The sequence below is a fragment of the Helicobacter sp. MIT 03-1614 genome, from assembly GCF_000762925.2.
GTDB classification, from domain to species: Bacteria; Campylobacterota; Campylobacteria; order Campylobacterales; family Helicobacteraceae; genus Helicobacter_C; species Helicobacter_C hepaticus.
The window spans coordinates 18,138-37,039 of record NZ_JRMS02000004.1; the positions used below are offsets into that span (position 1 = coordinate 18,138).

The window sequence follows — 18,902 nt, forward strand, 5'->3', positions numbered from 1 at the left end:
TCTTTAAATCTTAAACTTATCGTTCAATCTTACCATTTTTGGATAATCTTACTCAAACGCTCAATTTGCTGATATTTAAGTGAGCGCGCAATGGCAACCATAGCTTCTTTTGCAGTAGTAATATCATCATTAATAATAAGATAATCAAAATTGTGAATATGCTGCATTTCATTATGGGCTTGAATAAGACGAAATTCAATAGTTTGAAGATCATCTGTTTGACGCGAAATAAGTCGCTCTCGGAGAATATCTTTATTTTTTGTTGTAATAAATACAGACTTGGCAAAATCCCCAAAATATTCTTTAATGCTGTGATGTCCTTGCACATCAACATCAAAGAGCACAATTTTATCTTGTTCAAGCGCTTGCTGAACAGGTTTGAGTGAAGTGCCATAAAAATTTGTATGCACTTCTGCCCATTCCAAAAAAACATTATTGTGAATGTCTTGTAAAAAATGTTCTTTGCTCACAAAATGATAATGCACACCATCAGTCTCACCCTCACGCATAGGGCGCGTAGTTGTTGAAATAGAAAAATACACATTAGGGATAGATTCTATAAGCGATTTTGTTAATGTGCTTTTGCCACAGCCACTTGGTCCAGAGATAATAAGCACTGCCCCTTTGCTCATCATTTGCTTTTGTCTTTAAAGCTAATATTGATTGTTACTTCAAGCCCATCAAGCATTGATTTAAGATTATTAGAACTTAAACTAGAAATGCTACTTTGCACAGAGTTTGCTATCATATTTTTGACAATTTCTTGAGATTGATGTTGCGAATCTTGAGGTTTGTATTCTTGTGTTTGAGCATCTTGGTTTTCTTCTTCAACATTTTCAAGCTCTTCACCTAAAGCGTGAGCAACATCAGGCTCTTTGAGCGAAGCAAAATCTTCTTTTTTTGTATCATTGCTTTCAAGTGCGCTAAGAGCTTCAGATACCTCGCCTACTTGTTCTTCATCAAGCACAGATTCTTTATCTATATCCTTATCTAATTCGTCTCCTAAATCAATACCCATATTTTCATCTGTGTCTTGTTCAGGTATATTCTCATCTCCAAGCGCGATACTCTCTACATCATCAAGCAAATCGTTTTCTAACGTATCTGCACTCTCTTGTTTTTCTTCATCATCTTGGATATCATCAGACATAGAATCTGTATCTGCAAGGGCATCTTGTAAATCTAATCCCTCTGCAATTTCTACTTCATCTGTTTGTGGAGATTCTTCAAGCGTTAATTCTTCAGGTTGGAGCGTATCATCTTCATTTTCTTGTGTTTTTTGGGGCAAATCTTCAAGAGATTCTTCATTAGACTCTTCTATACCTTCCTCGTCCGCAGCATTTTCAGGCAAATCTTGCGTTATATCATCAGTTATATTTTCTGTTTCTGTTGCCTCTAATTCTTCTTCTAAAGTATCTGCTGCTATACTTTCTTCTGCAGTATCTTGAGTGTCTTTGGTATCTAAATCTTCTAAGTTTTTAGAATCTTGTGTATCACTTAGTTCTTCTGCTAAATCTACATTTGTCTCATCTGTTACTACCTCTGTTTGGGTTTCAGATTCATTATCCTCTGCAATATCTGCTTGAGTTGGAGTATCTGCCAAAGTCTCTTCTTGCTCCGTATTTTCTTCTAGAGGCATATCATCTGGTTGTTTTGCCTCATCTGCACTCTCTTGGATTTTTTCTTCATCTCCAAGTTTGTCAATATTACTCAAATCAAGCTCAACATCTAAATCATTTTCAGCCGTAGAATCTTCTTCTAAAATAGCATCATTAAGTTCTAATTCTTCTAAACTTACTTCCTCATCTGTATTTGCATCTTTATTAGTATTTTCAAGCGAAATCTCTTCACTCTCATTTTCGCTTATTTCTTCTTGTGCAATGTCCTCTTCTGCAGTCTGTGCGTCCTGCTCATTTGGTGCTTGTTCTTCTTGGTTAGATTCGGTATTGACTTTAGGCGTTGTATCTTCAGATGATATATGTTCATCAAGCGCACTATCTTCAAGGAGAGAATCTATCTCGCTTAAGCCTTCATCAAGGTTATCAAGACTTAAATTTGCACTCTCATCGCCTATATCTTCTATAATGGACACTTTGCCAGTTTCTGCTTCTACTCCATTTTGCGTATTTTCGTGTCCAAGCTGTGCTGTGAAAATATCTAAAATACTTGTTGGCAAAAATGGTTTTTGCACATAATCGTCAAATCCCTCAATACGCTTACCTTGTTTATTATAAATAAGACATTTGCGTTTTGGTTTCAGAGCATTGAGATAGGTTTTTGCATCAAGCGAAAGGCAATCATCATCAATAATCACATAGTCATATTGTTCTAAATCACCCATTTCGTTAGATTCTCTTATACTCGTGAGGTTTGCCCCAGCCTTTTTAGCTGTAATTTCTACAAGTTTTTGAACAATTTGATTGGTGTTGATTAGCAAAAATTTCATACGAACTCCCACTTTTATTGCATTTTTTGTGATAGTAATTTAAAATTATATCTAAATCCACGCTACAAAAGGAATAAAATGCAACAAAAAATGACAAAAATATATAGAATCTGTTTGATTGTGGGGATATTGCACACAATTTTATGGGGCACTTCATTACATTCATCTGAGAATGATATGTTTTATATGCTCCCTTATGAACAAGACCAAGCCATTAATACGCTCAAATCTGTGCTTAAAAATGCTCAAAGTGAAATTAAAATTAGCATTTATAGTTTTACGAATAATGATATTGCTAAAATACTTCGAGATAGCGCTAAGAGAGGTGTTAAGATTTCTATTATTTTTGATAAGGAAAGTAATTTGAAGAATGACACTTCCGTTATCGGTTATCTTGCTAAATATAATAACATTTCAGTATGTCTTCTTAGTGGTATGCGAGCTAAGAACAAGCGCTATTATGGCATTATGCATCAAAAAATGGCGATTGTGGATAAGAAGATTCTTGTCCTTGGTTCAGCAAATTGGAGTAAAAATGCATTTGAAAATAATTTTGAAACATTACTTATAAGCTATAATCAACGCTTTGTGCAAAAGGCACTGCAAGGTTATGAAAAAATGACAAGAGCGTGTGTAGGATTCTAATTTATTGCCCTAAAAAAATTTTCCCTACCGCAAAAAAAGCATTTTTAAGTTCATTTTTGAAAGTATACATAATGGTAGAAATTGTAAGCACAAGCACGACAAAGGCAATGGCAATTTTTACAGGAAAACCTATAACAAGGAGATTGAATTGCGGGTGGGTTTTCATAATCATACCAAAGATAATATCAGAGAGCAAGATAATTGCGAGAATGGGAAATGCCATAGAAAAGCCCACAGCAAAAATATTACTAAAGGCTTTGACAAAATAAGCTGCACTTTTTGGCTCAAATACAAAGCCCCCCAATGGCGTAGCTTCAATGCTATGAGAGATGATAAGAAAAATAGTATGATGAAAATCAAGACTTAAAGCGACAAGTAAGCCTATAATGGCTATAAGTTGCGCAATAATGGGTTTTTGTGCCCCACTCACAGGGTCATATGCACTTGCCATAGTGAATCCCATTGTGAAACTGATAATTTCGCCGCCAAAACTTAACATTGCAAAAACAATTTGCAAACATACTGAAGCAATGAATCCTAGCATAATTTCAAAAAGTGCAGCAATAAGAAACTCTACCATAGTCATATCAGGCAGCGTATAGGTTGCAAGAGGAAAAAATGCCACACTCATAAAAAATACCATTGCCGCACGGATATGAATACTAATAAGTTGATTGTCAAAAAATGGAAAAAACGCAAATACACCACCAAAACGTGCTATGAGTAATAAAAATACAGCAACACTATTTGGTTGAGTAAGATAAGCGACAAGCTCCATAGAATCTAATCTTTAAATTCTTGATACTGCAATTTGGCTTGTTCTAAAATTTCTTGAGCATTTTTAAGACTTTGCATTCCTTGCTCATAAAGAGCGAGAGATTCTTTAAGGGTAATTTCTTGAGCATTGAGTTTGCTTAATACTTCTTTAGCTCGTTCAAGCATATCCTCAAAGTCTTCTTCTTGTGTTATTTCGTTTTTTTTATTTTCGGTGTTAGTTTGCGAAATGATTTTTTGCTTTTTAGAATCTGCCATTTTATTCCTTTTAGCCGTGATAATTTGGTGCTTCTTTGGTGATATCTACATCATGCACGTGAGATTCTCTAAGCCCAGCAGAGGTAATTTCTACAAACTCTGCCCTTTCCCATAAGGATTGAATGTCTTTACTGCCTAGATAGCCCATTGACGATTTTAATCCACCGATAAGTTGATGAATTACATCACTTACCTTTCCGCGATAAGGAACTCTTCCCTCTACACCTTCGGGCACAAGTTTATCTTGCGCTGTGCCCTCTTGGAAATATCTATCCGAGCTTCCTCGTGTCATTGCACCTATACTTCCCATACCACGATAAATTTTATATTGTCTGCCTTGATAGATAATAAGATCACCCGGAGATTCTTCAGTGCCCGCAAGAAGACTTCCTATCATTACACTTGAAGCACCAACTGCTAAAGCTTTAGCGATATCTCCTGAATATTTTATACCGCCATCAGCAATAATAGGGATTTTATGTTTTTGGGCTATTTGAGAGCAATCATCAATAGCTGAAATTTGAGGCATTCCCACGCCAGCAACAATGCGAGTGGTGCAAATACTACCCGGTCCAATACCTACTTTTACTGCATCAGCTCCTGCATTAATAAGATCTTGTGTGGCTTGTGGTGTAACGACATTGCCAACAACAATATCAATGGTGAGCTTGGATTTGATTTTTTCTAAAGTTTTAAGAACATTAATAGAATGTCCGTGTGCAGAATCAAGCACTAGCACATCAGCTCCTGCATCAGCAAGTGCTTGTGCTCTTTCAAATTGCTTTACTCCAATAGCTGCGCCAACCTTTAATCGTCCAAAGCTATCCTTGCAGGAATTAGGGTATTCTATACGTTTTTGAATATCTTTAATAGTAATAAGTCCTTTAAGCATATAGTTTTCATCAACAATTGGGAGTTTTTCAATTCTATTTTTGTGCATAATCTCTTTTGCTTCCTCAAGTGTGGTGCCTACTTTTGCTGTAACTAGGGAATCTTTTGTCATTAAATCGCCTACATATTTACTTAAATCTTGTTCAAAGCGCATATCACGATTAGTGAGAATACCAATGAGTTTGCCATATTCATCAACAACAGGCACACCAGAGATTTTATAATTATCTGTAATTGATTTTGCATCAGCAAGTGTGTTGTTTGCTCGGATATAAATAGGGTCAATAATAACGCCGCTTTCACTTTTTTTCACGCGTTTGATTTGTTCTACTTGTGAATCAATATCCATATTTTTGTGGATAATACCAATGCCGCCAAGTCTTGCCATAGCAATGGCAGTGCGACATTCTGTAACTGTATCCATTGCAGCACTTACAAGGGGAACATTAAGTGAAATATTTTTGCTTAAAAGAGTTTGAGTATTAACTTCTTGAGGGAGAATTTCGGAATATGCAGGGATAAGTAAAACATCTTCAAATGTGAGAGCTTTTTGTTTAATTTTCATATTTTACTCCTTTATAAAATTAATTGTTTATTTCTTTTTCTAATCCATAGGCAATATTGAGAATGTTCTGTTCTTTGAATTTTGCACCAATAAACTGCATACCAATGCTTAAACCATTTTTGTCCTTGCTTACAGGCATACATAAGGCTGGTAATCCTGCTAGATTGACACCAATAGTATAAATATCACTTAAATACATTTCTAAGGACGAATGCGTTGAGCCAAATTTAGGGGCTACACTTGGGGCAATAGGCAAGAGAATACTATCGCACTCATTAAAGATAGATTCGTAATCTGCACAGATTTTCTTTCGCACTTGCTGTGCTTTGAGATAATACGCATCATAATAACCGCTGCTTAGCACGAAGCTTCCAAGCAAAATGCGGCGCTTTACTTCTTCGCCAAAATATGCACTGCGTGTATTAAGATATACATCTTTGAGATTTTTTGATTCGCTTCTTGTGCCATAGCGGATTCCATCAAAACGCGCAAGGTTAGAGCTAGCCTCTGCAGTACAGATAATATAGTATGCCGAGATATGATAGCGTGTATCAAGCATAGATTTTTCAACAATGGTATGCCCCATAGATTCTAAAATTTTAATAGTGTGATTATAGGCTTCTTGTATTTGGGGGGTGGCATCTTTAAGGAAATCTTTTAAAATAGCAACCTTGTAACGTGCATTTGGGTCAAGGTCTTTAAATGTGTTGAGTGATGGGAGATTCGCACTTGTAGAATCTTGCTTATCATATCCGCTTATGGCATCAAGCAAAAGTGCAGCATCTTCAACATTTTGCGTAATAGGTCCAATTTGGTCTAAACTTGAGCTATATGCAATTAACCCATAACGACTTACTCTTCCATAGCTTGGTTTTAACCCTACACAACCGCAAAATCCAGCAGGCTGCCGTATTGAACCACCCGTATCGCTTCCAAGTGAGGCAATAGCAAGTCCAGCCGCTACAGCTGCCGCACTTCCCCCACTGCTTCCACCTGGCACACGCGAAGTATCAAGAGGATTTTTCACTCTCCCATAACAGCTAGATTCTGTTGTGCTTCCCATTGCAAATTCGTCCATATTGGCGCGTCCAAAAGCACACATTTTGTTTTCGTGTAATTTTGTGATAACACTTGCATTATAAGGAGAAACATAGCCTTTTAAAATTTTACTCGCACAAGTGATTTCCCAACCTTTAACATTGATATTGTCTTTTATGAGAATTGGCACACCACTTCCACTTTCGTTAATTTCGCCAATATAAGCATTGAGTTCTATGTTTTCCTTGACGCGTTGGCGCAAGAGAGTTTTTATCTCTTTGAGTTCATTTTCGGATTTGTTTAGAGCTTCTTTGAGTGTTATCATTTATTGTCTCCTATTGTGTTAAGGAAGTGTGATTATAGAATCTTCTTGCTTTAAAATAACTATAATATAAATTTTGTTATTGCTTATAAATCTTTTTTAAAAAACAAAGTTGTGAAGTAGCGTGTAATAAAAGCATATCTGCGAGGACGAGAGCAACCATTGCTTGCGCGACTATACTGCCACGAACTGCTACACACGGGTCGTGTCGTCCTTTGATTTGGCAAGTTTGTTCTTGTAAGTGTATATCAAGCGTCTCTTGGGGTATAAAAATACTCGGTGTAGGTTTGAAATGTGCTTTAACAAGAAGTGCATTGCCATTACTTATACCTCCCAAAATACCACCACTATGGTTACTTTTAAAGCCGTTTTTATCCATTTGGTCATTATGCTCACTTCCATATTGGGTGCAAGAGATGATTCCATCGCCTATTTCTACCGCTTTAACAGCATTAAGCCCCATAAGTGCTTCTCCCAACGCTCCATCGAGGCGATGATAAAGTGGTTCGCCCAATCCTGCAGGAAGCCCCTCTACACGAATGAGAGCACTTCCACCAATGCTATCGTGCTTTCTTTTAGCATTTTCAATAAGCGCTTTTTGTGATTCTTCGCATTCTTTGTCAAGTGCATAAATTTCACTTTTGAGTGCGTATGCAAAATCATATTGCTTCCCTGTGATATTGCCAATTGAGCATATACCACTTTGAACATTTATGTCAAATTCGCGCAAAAGCATTTGTGCTACAGCTCCAGCTGCTACTCTTGCTACACTTTCTCTTGCTGAACTTCTTCCTCCCCCTCTATAATCTCGGATACCATATTTTTTGAAATATGTATAATCAGCGTGTCCGGGACGAAAAATGTCTTTAATATTGGCGTAATCACTGCTTTTTGTTCCAGTATTTGCTATCCACATACCAATAGGTGTGCCCGTGCTCAACCCTTCAAACACACCACTTAGAATTTGCACTTTATCAGATTCTTTACGTTGTGTTGTATATTGATTGCGTCCGGGTGCGCGCCTTGTCATCATAGATTCTATAAAAAGTTCATCTATATGCAATCCTGCAGGAATGCCATCAATCACACAACCAATCCCCTCGCCGTGAGATTCTCCAAAAGTGCTTACACGAAATGATTTGCCAAAAGTATTCATTTTTCCCCTTTATGATGAGTTTTATTCATCTTTGAATAGAGTTTTTTATAAGCAATTTGCGCGCTTTTTTGTTGCGCCTCTTTTTTTGAGTTCCCGCTTGCTCTTGCATATTCTTTTCCTTGCACACTTAGAGCTATTTCAAAACTTTTTTTATGATCGGGTCCGCTTTCGCTAATGAGCGTATAAGTTGGAATCTCACCATAAAAAGCTTGAGTAATCTCTTGTAGCGCAGTTTTATAATCCATAAAAAGAGAATCTAAATCAATCTTGATATAATTATATTCAAGTAAATCATAAATAATACTTTGAACATAAGTGAGGCTAGATTCTAAATAAATTGCACCTATGAGGGCTTCAAAGGCATTAGATAAAATGGAAGCTTTTTGCCGTCCATTGTTGTTTTCTTCACTTTGTGAGATATATAAATATGCACCTAAATCAAGTGATTGAGCAAGTTTCATAAAACCTTTCTCATTGACGATGCACGCTCGTAATTTAGATAGCTCACCTTCTTTGGCAAGAGGGAATTTTTTAAATAAATATTCTCCTACAAGCAAATCTAGCACTGCATCTCCTAGAAACTCAAGCCGTTCGTTATTATATTGTTTTTTACAACTTTTATGCGTGAGGGCTTCAAGGAGGAGTTGTTGATTTTGAAAAACATAGCCTAACTTTTTCTCAAGGAGCTGGGGAGATTTGGGCAAAATAGATTTACTCATCAGAAATTCCTTTATTTAAATAAAATTGCGCACTTTCTTTTGCAAGTTTATCACATAGCTCATTTTGTGCTACTCCCGCGTGTCCTTTTACCCAATGTGCAATCACTTGATGAGGTGATGAAACTTGTAAATATAGTTGCCATAAATCAGGATTTTTGACATTTTTAAATTGCTTAGAAATCCACGATTTAAGCCATAAGTTGATACCATTGCATACATAGCGAGAATCACTATATACATTCACAATGCAAGGTTGATTAAGAGCTTTAAGAGATTCTATCACTGCAAGGAGTTCCATACGATTATTTGTTGTATAGGTTTCGCCACCTGTAAGAATCTTTTGCTTATCACCAAAAGAGAGTATGCCACACCAGCCTCCAGCACCGGGATTTCCAAGTGCACTACCATCACAATAAAGAGTAACTTGTTTCATTATCAACCTTTTGTATCTTATAGATTACATCGGTATTAAGCAACTCACCACAATGCGAACAACGTGCGTTTTCAAAGGGAAATACTTGTTTGCAGCTATGGCAGCGGTATTCAAAACTAAAATCTATGCAAAGGGTTGAATGTTGCTTTAAGATTCTCATATTTTCTAGCTCAAAAATATTGCAATTTTTTGTATCTTGTATCCAGCCTTTTGCACGATAGATATCAAGAATCTGCGGATGTGTAATTTGCTCTAGAGGCACATTTTTGCGCTCAAAATCCCATAATACATCAATGAGGCTTGCTATATTTTCGCTTTTATTGATTTCTTCCCAAAAGAGTGAATGACTTACGCTCTTAAAAAAGACTAGAATAATTTTTTCAAGTTTTATTTCTTTTGCTTTGATTTCATTGAGCCTTTGAATCTTGCTTGATAGAGGCATAGCGTATTGATTGATGAGTAAAAGTGTGTATAAATAAGCTTTATTGAGTTCAATTGTATGAAAAAATTGCTCTTGGGCTATTGTAGGGGTAGAGTGTGAATCATAGATTTCTTCGATACATTCAAGTGTGTCGATAGCATTTTTATATTCGCTTAGATTTTCGTAAGTTTTGAGCAAATAAATGAGCACTTGAGGATTTCGGGGATAATTTTTGAGAATCTCTAAAAAAATATTTTTTGCTCTTTGTAAAAATCCTGCAGTGTAGTAAGCAATGCCTAGCTGCTGGAGAATCTCAATTTTTGATTTTGCACTTTCTTTTGAATTATCAAGATTCTCTAAAATACTAAGATAAATTTTAATTGCTTCTTGCGTATTGCCGCTTTGAATATAGGCATTAGCGATGAATTGTAAAGTAGGAATAGGGTTTTGCGAAAGTGCAAGGAACTCTTCTACTCCTTGGGTTAGTCCAGCAAATTCATACGATTTCGTTAAGTTTTTTAAAGAGCGTTTTTTTTTCTTTTCTTTGTAGCGATTTTGCCAATAATCAATAAATGCAGCCGTAGCGATAAGAGATACAAAGATAATAATGCCAAAAAGTGGGTCAGTATAAGAGAGCATAATTATTCTCTAAGATTTACAATATTAGCACTAGAGCGGATTTTGTTAAAGTGTTCCGCGATAATAGATTGCTCTTTTTGTGCCATAATTTTTTGATTGATAAGAGGTTTTGCCTCCTCAAAATTAATAGGGGTTTCACCTAAACGTTCTTTTACCAAAAAGCTCACAAAACCATTGCCACCTGTGGTAAGCACAGGAGTAAATTCATTATTTGGCGTGTGTATAAATACTTGGGCAATTTGAGGATTAAGGGAAGAGAGAGCGATAGTTTCATTTACTTTTTGCACACCTTTAATATTTTGTTTGGGTGATTGTATCGCTTTTTGCAAGGCATTATCGGTTTGAGCAAAATAACGCACTACACGCACTTGTGAGGGAATTAGAAATTCTTTTTTATGTCGTGTATAATAGGTAAGAAGCTCATCTTCACTTGAAATGCTAATATTAGAAGCAAGGATTCTCTGCATAAGTTCTTTTGTTTGGAGTTGTTTTTTAATTTGTGTGCGATATTCTTGCAAACTCATTGTATGCGTAGCTTTTCTAAGAAATTCATCTTTGCTTAGATTAGCATTTGCGGCAAGCAGAGCAATTTCTTCATCAATTTTAAAATCCTCAATGCTGATTTTAAAACGTTCAATTTCATCATCTTTGAGCCGTTCATTAATGAGCATATCAATAGCGGCTTGTTTGGAGATTTTAAGACGTGATTGCAAAGAGGCAATTTCATATAAAGTGATAGCGTGTCCATTTACGCGTATGGCTACTCCAGCGATAACTTCTCCATACGCGCTAAACACGCACGCACAGAGCAGACATACTCCATAAATAATATTTTTCATTTGTATCCTTTGTAAATTCGGCATATTTTATCATATTCAAAGCAATAAGCAGCAAAGAGGATTCTATCTTTATCTTACTCTATTTGAAAATTATAATATAATGTCGCTTTTGCAATCATTGCAGCAATAATGAGATAAGGCTTTTGGAGAAAGAATGGGATTAAGAGCATATTTAGCAAAGAAAGCACAAACCAAACGCGAGATATTTTTAAAAAAGAGGCTTATTGTGCCAAATGAGAATTATGAAGTGTTAGGGGAAGAGGAAACAGATTTTATGTATGAAAGAATTGGATTTGGTGTGATGCCACATTGGAACATTTTAGAGATTGTGCCTAAATTGCCCTATATTATTTATATTGCGGATTTTGATAAAGTCAATCATAAAGCCTTTCAAGAGAATATGCCACAAATTTTTGCGAAAGTTTTAGATAAATATGCTCTTACAAATTTAAAATCCTATGCTCAAAAAGAGGAGCAAAAAGCAGCAGATGAGGTTATTGTGCTTGATTGGCAACACTCTTGCTATGCTTATTATCCTAAAAAGCCTAGCGGAGAGTGTTTTCCATATTATTGTAATGGGGATTATGAACTCAATCCTTATTATGAAGAAGGTAAAAATGACATTTTTTACTTCCCTACATTCTATCCAAACGGAGAGCATTTTGCTTTTTTCAAATATGACACAAGAAGCAATCAAGTTGCCTTTGGTATGGTGGGATTATTTGATTTTGAAAGCAGAGGCAAAAAAACTACAATTACCATTTTTGGCGAACATTTTATAGAGGAAATGCGATATTATGATGAAAAGATTTTTGGCTTTGAAATCATAGAGATGGCAGGTCTTTTACATAAATAACAAAGAATTAAAAAATGGAAAGTATAAGATGAACAAATTTGCTTTGAATGCAACAAGCAAAACGATTTTAGTTTTGGCTCTTAGCTCTTTTTGTATGGGAGTTACAGAATTTATTATTGCAGGTGTTTTACAAGATGTAAAGGCATATTTTGGTGTAGATTCTAATCAGGCAGGATTGCTTACGACTATGTATGCAGTGGGTGTAGTAATTGGCGCACCACTTTTAAGCATTCCTCTAAGTGGTTTTAATCGTAAATTGCAGCTTTTGCTTAATCTTGGTGTGTTTGCTTTGGCAAATTTTGTGATTTATATCAGTGATAATTTTATACTCAATGTGATTGCACGATTTATCGCAGGCACACAACACGGAGTGTTTTTTGTTATTGCTACACTTACGGCTATTCAAGTTTCTTCTAAGGAAAAAGAATCTCGCAATCTCGCCCTTATGGTGTCCGGATTGACGATTGCACTTGTAAGTGGCGTTCCTTTGGGGACATTTATTGGGCAGATTTTTGGCTTTAAATCTATTTTCTTGCTTATTTGCCTTTGCACACTTATTGCTTTTATCAGTGCAATTGCTTTTATGCCAAGCCATTTGCAAGGCTGCAAAACGCATATAAACGCACTTTTTAAGGCTTTTTTACATATTCCATTACTTAAAGCCTATGCAATTACGATATGCACTTGTGGTGGGGCATTTGTACTTTATACTTATGTAACAGATTTACTCACACAAAAAAGCCATTTTAATGAGGCGAGCATTGTATATATTTTGTTGCTTTATGGCATATTTGCAATTTTAGGGAATCTTTTTGGCGGTAGGCTTGCAGACAATAAAGGCTCAAGACGCGCTTTACAAATCGTGCTCTTTTTACAAATTATTTTTTACGCTCTTGTGAGTGTGAGCGCCCATTCACAAGTGTTTGTTGTGATTAATTTAGCGATTATGGGTTTTTTATCTTTTGCCTCAATCCCAGCACTCAAAGTGAATGCAATGAATATGGCACGTAAATACACGCCAGATTCTATGGATAGTTCAGTAAGTGTCAATGAAGCAGCCTTTAATGTAGGCATTGCATTGGCAAATCAAATTGGTGGCTTAGTCGTTGTTGCACCATTTTTGGGTGTTAGTTTTAATCCTCTTTTTGCTTCGCTTTTTGCACTTCCTGCATTTATTTTAGTGCTACGTAAGATGGAATAATTTTATAGAATCTTATTGGATTTGCGTAAAATTACTATGCACTCTCTATGATATGTATGTGGGAATTGGTCAAAAAGCCCAAATTGCATTACATAATGGCTTTGAGAAAGAATGCGCAAATCGTTTAGTAGCGTATGGGGATTGCACGAGACATATATAATTGTGTTAAAGTTTTGCAAAAAATACAACACTTCTTCTTCGCCTACACCGCTACGAGGTGGGTCAATTAATACACAATCAAATGCAAAAGCATCTAAATCAATATTTTTAAGGCGAAAAAATACGCACTCTTTACGTAGAGCTTGGATACTTTCAAATGCGTTAAGTCGCGCAGGTATAATATTTTCTATATTATTTTTAGCCATATTTTTTTGTAAAAGTGTAATTGCAGACTTTACCACTTCCGTAGCAAAAATGTGGCGGAATATTGAGGCAAGTGGAATGGTAAAATTACCGCTACCACAATAGAGTTCAAGCATATCACAAGGAGTTTGTGGGGTATAGATTGATGAGAGTGCGGAGACAATAAATTCAAGCATTTGAGTGTTGATAAATGGATTAGGTTGGCAAAATCGGGATTCTTGTTTGAAAAATGTATAAGTGCGTTCTTTTGGAGTGTTGGCAAAAAGTGTGAGATGCTCACAAATAATATCATTTGAGAGGATATGTTTGTGATTTTTACTGCGTCCGATAATGTGAATATTCGTATTAAGAGTATATTCAAGCTCTTTTTGTATTTTTAACGCAAGAGATTCCCAATGAGAATCTAGGGATTTATGATAAACGAGGGTGATGATAACTTCATTTTGCAAGGAGGAGAGGAGATTACACGCATAAAGTTTATGATTAAGTAAGTCGTATGTATTGAGATAGTGCAGCAAAAGAGGCATAATGTCCTGTAAAGTAGGGAGCAAAATAGGACATTTTTTAATAGGCACACGGTGATTATAGCCAAATGCGTTCATAGCAAAATCAAGCCCACTTTTATTCTGGAAAGTGTGAGAGAATCTAAACTCTGCACGAGCTCTAAACCCCTCTTGTGGCGAAGCAAATACTTCTATGGCTAAGGGATTGGTGGGATATTGAAAATTTTTGCTTTTTGTATCAAGAAAAGATTGAAATTCTTGCAAAGTAAGATTGTGTTTTGTCTGCAGCTGTGTGGAATAATCTTGTATATTTGTGCAGCCTCCACATATGCCAAAATGCTCACAATTCATTCTAGACCTAGCTACTTAAAGCCTTGCACAAGGTTACCTATGAGGAGATTCCAACCATCAACAAGTATAAAAACAAGAATCTTAAAAGGCAACGAAATCATTACAGGTGGCAACATCATCATACCCATTGCCATAAGCACCGAGCTAATAACCATATCAATAACTAAAAAAGGCAGATAAAGCAAAAAACCAATCCAAAATGCAGTTTTAAGCTCACTAATCATAAATGCCGGAAGCAACACTGTTAAGGGCACATCATTAACACTTTGAGGGTTTTCAAGTTGGCGGATTCTAAAAAAAAGAGCCAAATCTTTTTCACGCGTGTTTTTAATCATAAAATCTTTAAAAGGCACAATCGCTCTTTCAAAGGCTTCATCATAGGAGATTTTTTTTTCTGCATAAGGTTTAATACCCACTTCATAGCTTTTGGTTGCCACAGGTTCCATAATAAAAAATGTCAAAATTAGAGCAAGGCTAACAAGCACTTGTGTTGGGGGAGATTGCTGTGTGCCAAGTGCAGTGCGCAAAAAAGCAAAAACAATGACAATACGTGTAAAGCTTGTCATCACAAGCACAAGCGATGGAGCAATGACAAGAAGCGTGATGATAAGCACGATATTGAGAGTGGCAACAAGTTCGGTTGGTTCTTTTGGTGCAGTAAGGGAGAGATCTACTGATGGTAAGATAGGGTTATTAGGGATTGATGGCACAGATGGAATACTAGAGGGTGCAGGAAGTGCGGGCTCAAGTTTTGGCTCTGCATAAGTAAAAAGCATACATAAACTAAGCAGGCAAAATATTTTTTTCAAAAATCACTCCAAAATTGAAACTCAAGGGCGTATTATAGGATTTAGTGTGTTAAAATTATATAAATTAAGCCAATTCAATATAAATGAAGGAGTAATTTATGAATGTATCAGTGGTGATTTTAGCCGCAGGAGCAGGGACGCGTATGAAATCGCATATTCCTAAAGTATTGCATAAAATTTGTGGCAAAGAAATGTTGTTTTACTCCATTGATGAGGCATTAAAAATAAGTGATGATGTGCATATTGTGCTTTTTCATCAAGAAAATGTGATTAAAGAGCGCTTGCTTTGTGCATATAAACAGGCTTATGCTGATGGGGCATTGCATTTTCATCTCCAAGACCACGCTCATTATCCCGGGACAGGTGGTGCGCTAATGCAAGGACAAAATGCAGGTGCAAACGCTAAAAAGCCTTTTTGTTATCAATATGATGAGATTCTTATTCTTAATGGTGATATGCCTTTAGTGTGTTCACAAACTCTCAAGTCTTTATGCCAAAACAAAGCACAAATTGTAATGAGTGTCTTGCATCTTCAAAATCCAGATGGCTATGGACGTGTAGTGATGGAATCTGGCGTAGTGCAAAGAATTATTGAGCAAAAAGATGCAAAAGAATCCGAGCTTTTGATAAAAGATGTAAATGCAGGTGTTTATAAACTCCACAAATCAATCCTTGATCTTTACTTGCCTCAAGTGGGAAATGCCAATAATCAGCAAGAATTTTATCTTACCGATGTAGTTTTTTATGCAAAAGAAAATGGCATAGAAATAGCTGCATTGGAGGTAAAAGAAGAGGAATTTATGGGGGTGAATTCTAAGATTCAGCTTGCCTGTGCTCAAGAGATTATGCTTCAAAGATTGCGTGAGAAGGCAATGGATCAGGGCGTGATTATGCACTTGCCTCATACTATTTATCTAGAATCTAATGTTACTTTTAGTGGGGAGTGCATTATAGAGCAGGGTGTGCAGATATTAGGGGATTCTCATATTAGTGATTCTCACATTAAAGCGCATAGTGTGATTGAACAGAGCATTATAGAATCAAGTGATGTAGGACCTTTGGCGCATATCCGCCCTAAGAGTCATATTAAAAATACTCATATTGGCAATTTTGTTGAAACAAAATCAAGCACCTTGCGCGGTGTGAAAGTGGGTCATTTGAGTTATCTTGGAGATTGCGAAATAGATGAGGGAAGCAATATTGGTGCGGGAGTGATTACTTGTAATTACGATGGTAAGGCAAAACATAAGACGACTATTGGCAAAAGTGTGTTTGTAGGAAGTGATGTGCAACTCATCGCACCTTTAAACATAGAATCAAATGTGCTTATAGGTGCAGGAAGCACTATTACAAAAGACATTGAATATGGAGATTTAGCACTTTCACGTGTTGCACAGCAAAATATTAAAGATGGGTTTTTTAAATTTTTTTCTGACAAAAATGAAGAGAAAAAGGAGCAGTAATGAGTGGGCATATATTATTGAATGGCAAGGACTATGAGATAGATGAGCAAGTAACGATTCTATCGCTTATAAAAAAGTTGAATATTACCCATAAGGCAATGGCGATTGCAGTTAATACACAGATTGTAAAAAAGCCTTTATGGGAAAGCTATATATTACAAAATGGTGATGAAGTGGAGATTTTAGATTTTGTTGGTGGTGGATAAAATGAGATTGCTTAAGAGAGTGCTATGGGCAGTGAGTATTATAATATTAGATATATGGGGCTGCACAGGAGATTGTAAATCGTGCCATCAGAATCTTGATTATAAAAATGATATAAGACATCGTCCTATGCTTGAATGTAAAACTTGTCATACTGATGAAAAAATGGCACAAATTGATATGGGCGGCTGTGGAGAGGATTGTTTTTCGTGCCACGATGTGAAGAAGATTCAATCTCCAGCACTTGCTAAAGAACATAGTGTTATTAATGCTTGTATTCAATGTCATACGCAGCTTTCTACCTCACCTATTAATACAGGAGAGAATGTTTTTCAAAAAAGTCTTAAAAGTTTCAGTAACGGATTGGCGCCCTAATTGCAGATGCAGAGATTTTAAATTTGGCTTTCAGGGAGAATTTTTGCAAGTGTTTTTAGAATCCTTGTCCAAATCCCTGTATCAGGAGGATAGGTAAAAATCTCTGTCTTGCTTTCATCATCTCCCTCCCAAAGCGTTTTTCCATTTTTATTATATACGTGCCACGCACTTTCCATATCTGTCATCAAATCAGCCTTAAAGACTTTTGCAAATTTAGGATTATCAAAGATAACAACGCATTCAGTATTGAGATGAGTTGAACGTGGATCAAGATTAAAACTCCCAATCCAAGTAATAGAATCATCAAATACAATGCTTTTGCTATGCAAAGAAGCTTTGGACTTTGATATTTTATCACGTAACTTTGATTTACCTCTACCTTGATATTGATATTCATATATATTTGCACCCTCTTTAATAAGAGTGCCACGATAACGTTCCCACGCACTATATACGACAAGAGAATCCGTAGAGGCAAGAGAATTTGTAAGAATATTAATATCCACACCCGAAGCAATCAAGGTTTTAAAACGTTTTATACCCTCTTTGCTTGGCACAAAATAGGCGGCAGAAATATAAAGATTGTTATATGTAAAGTTGAGAATCTTTGCAAGTGCTTTGGCAATGGGTTTTGGCGCTTGTGGGTCTTGAATTTTTTCTGGTTTATCAGCAATAAACACGGCATTGCCCCAAAATACCTCAAAAGATTTGTTTTTGTATTTTTTAATAAGGGTATTGATTTTTTCCTCATAATGTGCCCACTCAGGATTCGCTTTAAGACTTTCCATAGAGGATTTAAGTTTTTTAAGTGGCGTTTTGAATTTAAGAAGTGAAACAGGAATAGAGCGATGAAAATTCCAATATTCATAAAAATTTTTTTTCCCCTCCATTGCTACATTACCAATAAAAAGCACATCGGTATCAACAAAATTAATATGATGATTTTGGTCAAAATAATTATCTGCGATATTTCGTCCACCAATGATAAGGGCAATATCATCTACAATAAAGAGTTTATTGTGCATACGATGATTAATGCGATTAAAATCAAACACCATTTCTGGATAACGTAGGATTTTTGAGCGATTTTTATAGGGGTTGAAGATTTTTACTTCAATATTTGGGTGAGAATTAAGAGCAATAATATCTGAAAAATCAGAATCTAATCCATTATCATCAATGAGCATTTTAACAATCACCCCTCTTTGTGCAGCAAGCCAAATCTCGTGCATAAGAATACGTGAAGCGAGGTCATTTTTATAAATATAAGTTTGCAAAACAATGCTTTTTTCTGCCATACGAGCGAGATAAGCGCGATGCAAAAATGCGTCTAACCCATCACTTACGAGCATTCCTCCCGTAATAGTTGGGTTTTGTTTAAGTTTATTCTGATAAGGCATACCAATAGCAGTGAGCACAGGGTCAAAAACAGGTGTTGGATTTGATTGAAGTGCAAGTGGGTCTTTAATGTCTTTGGTAGAAGCGACAATAGAAGAACAACCAGCAAAGATAAAAAGACATATAAGACAAAGCAGAGCAATATTTGTTGATGAAAAAAAGACAGAATAAATAGATTGCATTATGTTTCTTTAGAATCTACCCTTTTTAAGTAAAAGGGTAGAAAGATTGTG

Annotated in this window: 20 protein-coding genes; 6 read left to right on the forward strand and 14 right to left on the reverse strand. The window is 36.0% G+C overall.

The window, feature by feature from the left end; all coding sequences use genetic code 11:
• Positions 1-29: 29 nt before the first annotated feature.
• Both gmk and LS66_RS03415 read right to left on the reverse strand, forming a co-directional pair.
• The gene (gene gmk / locus LS66_RS03410) at positions 30-632 is read right to left on the reverse strand and encodes a guanylate kinase (RefSeq protein WP_011115549.1); all 603 of its coding nucleotides are present in this window, start codon (positions 630-632) and stop codon (positions 30-32) included.
• The gene (locus LS66_RS03415) at positions 632-2,446 is read right to left on the reverse strand and encodes a hypothetical protein (RefSeq protein ID WP_034365842.1); all 1,815 of its coding nucleotides are present in this window, start codon (positions 2,444-2,446) and stop codon (positions 632-634) included. Before LS66_RS03415 ends, gmk begins: the two co-directional genes overlap by 1 nt.
• A 78-nt stretch (positions 2,447-2,524) precedes the next feature.
• On the opposite strand from LS66_RS03415, the gene LS66_RS03420 reads away from it, so the two are divergent.
• A complete protein-coding gene (locus tag LS66_RS03420) occupies positions 2,525-3,091 on the forward strand; it encodes a phospholipase D-like domain-containing protein (RefSeq protein WP_034365846.1) in 567 nt (188 codons plus the stop codon).
• Between the two features lies 1 nt (position 3,092).
• Here the strand turns inward: LS66_RS03420 and fliR are convergent, their stop codons facing one another.
• From fliR to LS66_RS03465, 9 genes are all read right to left on the reverse strand, one after another.
• The gene (gene fliR / locus LS66_RS03425; RefSeq protein ID WP_034365849.1) at positions 3,093-3,869 is read right to left on the reverse strand and encodes a flagellar biosynthetic protein FliR; all 777 of its coding nucleotides are present in this window, start codon (positions 3,867-3,869) and stop codon (positions 3,093-3,095) included.
• A 5-nt stretch (positions 3,870-3,874) separates the two neighbouring features.
• Positions 3,875-4,123 carry an exodeoxyribonuclease VII small subunit gene (gene xseB / locus LS66_RS03430; protein ID WP_011115545.1) on the reverse strand — a complete coding sequence of 83 codons (249 nt, stop codon included), beginning with the start codon at positions 4,121-4,123 and terminating at the stop codon, positions 3,875-3,877.
• Positions 4,124-4,133: 10 nt separating this feature from the next.
• Positions 4,134-5,579 (reverse strand): IMP dehydrogenase, encoded by a 1,446-nt coding sequence (guaB, locus tag LS66_RS03435; protein WP_011115544.1) that lies wholly within the window; start codon positions 5,577-5,579, stop codon positions 4,134-4,136.
• Positions 5,580-5,598: 19 nt separating this feature from the next.
• Positions 5,599-6,942: an Asp-tRNA(Asn)/Glu-tRNA(Gln) amidotransferase subunit GatA gene (gatA, locus tag LS66_RS03440; RefSeq protein ID WP_011115543.1), complete on the reverse strand. Its 1,344-nt coding sequence runs from the start codon at positions 6,940-6,942 to the stop codon at positions 5,599-5,601.
• A gap of 76 nt (positions 6,943-7,018) precedes the next feature.
• Positions 7,019-8,095, reverse strand: coding sequence for a chorismate synthase (aroC, locus tag LS66_RS03445; RefSeq protein WP_011115542.1), 1,077 nt, complete (start codon positions 8,093-8,095; stop codon positions 7,019-7,021).
• Positions 8,092-8,814, reverse strand: a complete 723-nt coding sequence (gene rnc / locus LS66_RS03450) for a ribonuclease III (RefSeq protein WP_011115541.1) — start codon at positions 8,812-8,814, stop codon at positions 8,092-8,094. The genes aroC and rnc overlap by 4 nt, the downstream gene beginning before the upstream one ends.
• Positions 8,807-9,247 (reverse strand): ribonuclease HI, encoded by a 441-nt coding sequence (gene rnhA, locus LS66_RS03455; protein WP_034365854.1) that lies wholly within the window; start codon positions 9,245-9,247, stop codon positions 8,807-8,809. Before rnhA ends, rnc begins: the two co-directional genes overlap by 8 nt.
• A complete protein-coding gene (locus tag LS66_RS03460) occupies positions 9,222-10,307 on the reverse strand; it encodes a hypothetical protein (RefSeq protein ID WP_034365857.1) in 1,086 nt (361 codons plus the stop codon). Before LS66_RS03460 ends, rnhA begins: the two co-directional genes overlap by 26 nt.
• Positions 10,308-10,309: 2 nt before the next feature.
• Positions 10,310-11,146 (reverse strand): peptidyl-prolyl cis-trans isomerase, encoded by an 837-nt coding sequence (locus LS66_RS03465; protein WP_034365859.1) that lies wholly within the window; start codon positions 11,144-11,146, stop codon positions 10,310-10,312.
• A 154-nt stretch (positions 11,147-11,300) separates the two neighbouring features.
• On the opposite strand from LS66_RS03465, the gene LS66_RS03470 reads away from it, so the two are divergent.
• Both LS66_RS03470 and LS66_RS03475 read left to right on the forward strand, forming a co-directional pair.
• Positions 11,301-12,002 (forward strand): DUF2716 domain-containing protein, encoded by a 702-nt coding sequence (locus tag LS66_RS03470; RefSeq protein ID WP_034365862.1) that lies wholly within the window; start codon positions 11,301-11,303, stop codon positions 12,000-12,002.
• Between the two features lie 28 nt (positions 12,003-12,030).
• Positions 12,031-13,203, forward strand: a complete 1,173-nt coding sequence (locus LS66_RS03475) for an MFS transporter (protein WP_011115536.1) — start codon at positions 12,031-12,033, stop codon at positions 13,201-13,203.
• Positions 13,204-13,205: 2 nt separating this feature from the next.
• Here the strand turns inward: LS66_RS03475 and LS66_RS03480 are convergent, their stop codons facing one another.
• The gene (locus LS66_RS03480; protein WP_034365865.1) at positions 13,206-14,420 is read right to left on the reverse strand and encodes a tRNA (uridine(54)-C5)-methyltransferase TrmA; all 1,215 of its coding nucleotides are present in this window, start codon (positions 14,418-14,420) and stop codon (positions 13,206-13,208) included.
• An 11-nt stretch (positions 14,421-14,431) separates the two neighbouring features.
• Positions 14,432-15,229, reverse strand: coding sequence for a flagellar type III secretion system pore protein FliP (fliP, locus tag LS66_RS03485; protein ID WP_011115534.1), 798 nt, complete (start codon positions 15,227-15,229; stop codon positions 14,432-14,434).
• A 98-nt stretch (positions 15,230-15,327) separates the two neighbouring features.
• Here fliP and glmU point away from each other — a divergent pair, with 98 nt between their 5' ends.
• The 3 genes from glmU to LS66_RS03500 are packed head-to-tail and all read left to right on the forward strand — an operon-like array spanning position 15,328 to position 17,271.
• Entirely contained in the window at positions 15,328-16,692 is a 1,365-nt protein-coding gene (gene glmU, locus LS66_RS03490; RefSeq protein WP_034365868.1) for a bifunctional UDP-N-acetylglucosamine diphosphorylase/glucosamine-1-phosphate N-acetyltransferase GlmU, read from the forward strand.
• Entirely contained in the window at positions 16,692-16,898 is a 207-nt protein-coding gene (gene thiS, locus LS66_RS03495; protein ID WP_034365871.1) for a sulfur carrier protein ThiS, read from the forward strand. Before glmU ends, thiS begins: the two co-directional genes overlap by 1 nt.
• A 1-nt stretch (position 16,899) precedes the next feature.
• On the forward strand, positions 16,900-17,271 hold the full coding sequence (locus tag LS66_RS03500; protein ID WP_034365875.1) for a cytochrome c3 family protein: 372 nt from the start codon (positions 16,900-16,902) through the stop codon (positions 17,269-17,271).
• Positions 17,272-17,288: 17 nt separating this feature from the next.
• Here LS66_RS03500 and LS66_RS03505 read toward each other — a convergent pair whose 3' ends face one another.
• On the reverse strand, positions 17,289-18,851 hold the full coding sequence (locus LS66_RS03505) for a phospholipase D family protein (RefSeq protein ID WP_011115530.1): 1,563 nt from the start codon (positions 18,849-18,851) through the stop codon (positions 17,289-17,291).
• Positions 18,852-18,902: the final 51 nt, after the last annotated feature.

What these genes read in the sequence shown, in the direction of transcription:
- LS66_RS03470 (WP_034365862.1), top strand. Translation starts at nt 11,301, where the DNA reads ATGGGATTAAGAGCATATTTAGCAAAGAAAGCACAAACCAAACGCGAG.
- aroC (WP_011115542.1), bottom strand. Translation starts at nt 8,095, where the DNA reads ATGAATACTTTTGGCAAATCATTTCGTGTAAGCACTTTTGGAGAATCT.
- gatA (WP_011115543.1), bottom strand. Translation starts at nt 6,942, where the DNA reads ATGATAACACTCAAAGAAGCTCTAAACAAATCCGAAAATGAACTCAAA.
- xseB (WP_011115545.1), bottom strand. Translation starts at nt 4,123, where the DNA reads ATGGCAGATTCTAAAAAGCAAAAAATCATTTCGCAAACTAACACCGAA.
- LS66_RS03505 (WP_011115530.1), bottom strand. Translation starts at nt 18,851, where the DNA reads ATGCAATCTATTTATTCTGTCTTTTTTTCATCAACAAATATTGCTCTG.
- gmk (WP_011115549.1), bottom strand. Translation starts at nt 632, where the DNA reads ATGAGCAAAGGGGCAGTGCTTATTATCTCTGGACCAAGTGGCTGTGGC.
- LS66_RS03460 (WP_034365857.1), bottom strand. Translation starts at nt 10,307, where the DNA reads ATGCTCTCTTATACTGACCCACTTTTTGGCATTATTATCTTTGTATCT.
- LS66_RS03480 (WP_034365865.1), bottom strand. Translation starts at nt 14,420, where the DNA reads ATGAATTGTGAGCATTTTGGCATATGTGGAGGCTGCACAAATATACAA.
- fliR (WP_034365849.1), bottom strand. Translation starts at nt 3,869, where the DNA reads ATGGAGCTTGTCGCTTATCTTACTCAACCAAATAGTGTTGCTGTATTT.
- rnc (WP_011115541.1), bottom strand. Translation starts at nt 8,814, where the DNA reads ATGAGTAAATCTATTTTGCCCAAATCTCCCCAGCTCCTTGAGAAAAAG.
- LS66_RS03475 (WP_011115536.1), top strand. Translation starts at nt 12,031, where the DNA reads ATGAACAAATTTGCTTTGAATGCAACAAGCAAAACGATTTTAGTTTTG.
- LS66_RS03415 (WP_034365842.1), bottom strand. Translation starts at nt 2,446, where the DNA reads ATGAAATTTTTGCTAATCAACACCAATCAAATTGTTCAAAAACTTGTA.
- LS66_RS03465 (WP_034365859.1), bottom strand. Translation starts at nt 11,146, where the DNA reads ATGAAAAATATTATTTATGGAGTATGTCTGCTCTGTGCGTGCGTGTTT.
- guaB (WP_011115544.1), bottom strand. Translation starts at nt 5,579, where the DNA reads ATGAAAATTAAACAAAAAGCTCTCACATTTGAAGATGTTTTACTTATC.
- rnhA (WP_034365854.1), bottom strand. Translation starts at nt 9,247, where the DNA reads ATGAAACAAGTTACTCTTTATTGTGATGGTAGTGCACTTGGAAATCCC.
- thiS (WP_034365871.1), top strand. Translation starts at nt 16,692, where the DNA reads ATGAGTGGGCATATATTATTGAATGGCAAGGACTATGAGATAGATGAG.
- glmU (WP_034365868.1), top strand. Translation starts at nt 15,328, where the DNA reads ATGAATGTATCAGTGGTGATTTTAGCCGCAGGAGCAGGGACGCGTATG.
- LS66_RS03500 (WP_034365875.1), top strand. Translation starts at nt 16,900, where the DNA reads ATGAGATTGCTTAAGAGAGTGCTATGGGCAGTGAGTATTATAATATTA.
- LS66_RS03420 (WP_034365846.1), top strand. Translation starts at nt 2,525, where the DNA reads ATGCAACAAAAAATGACAAAAATATATAGAATCTGTTTGATTGTGGGG.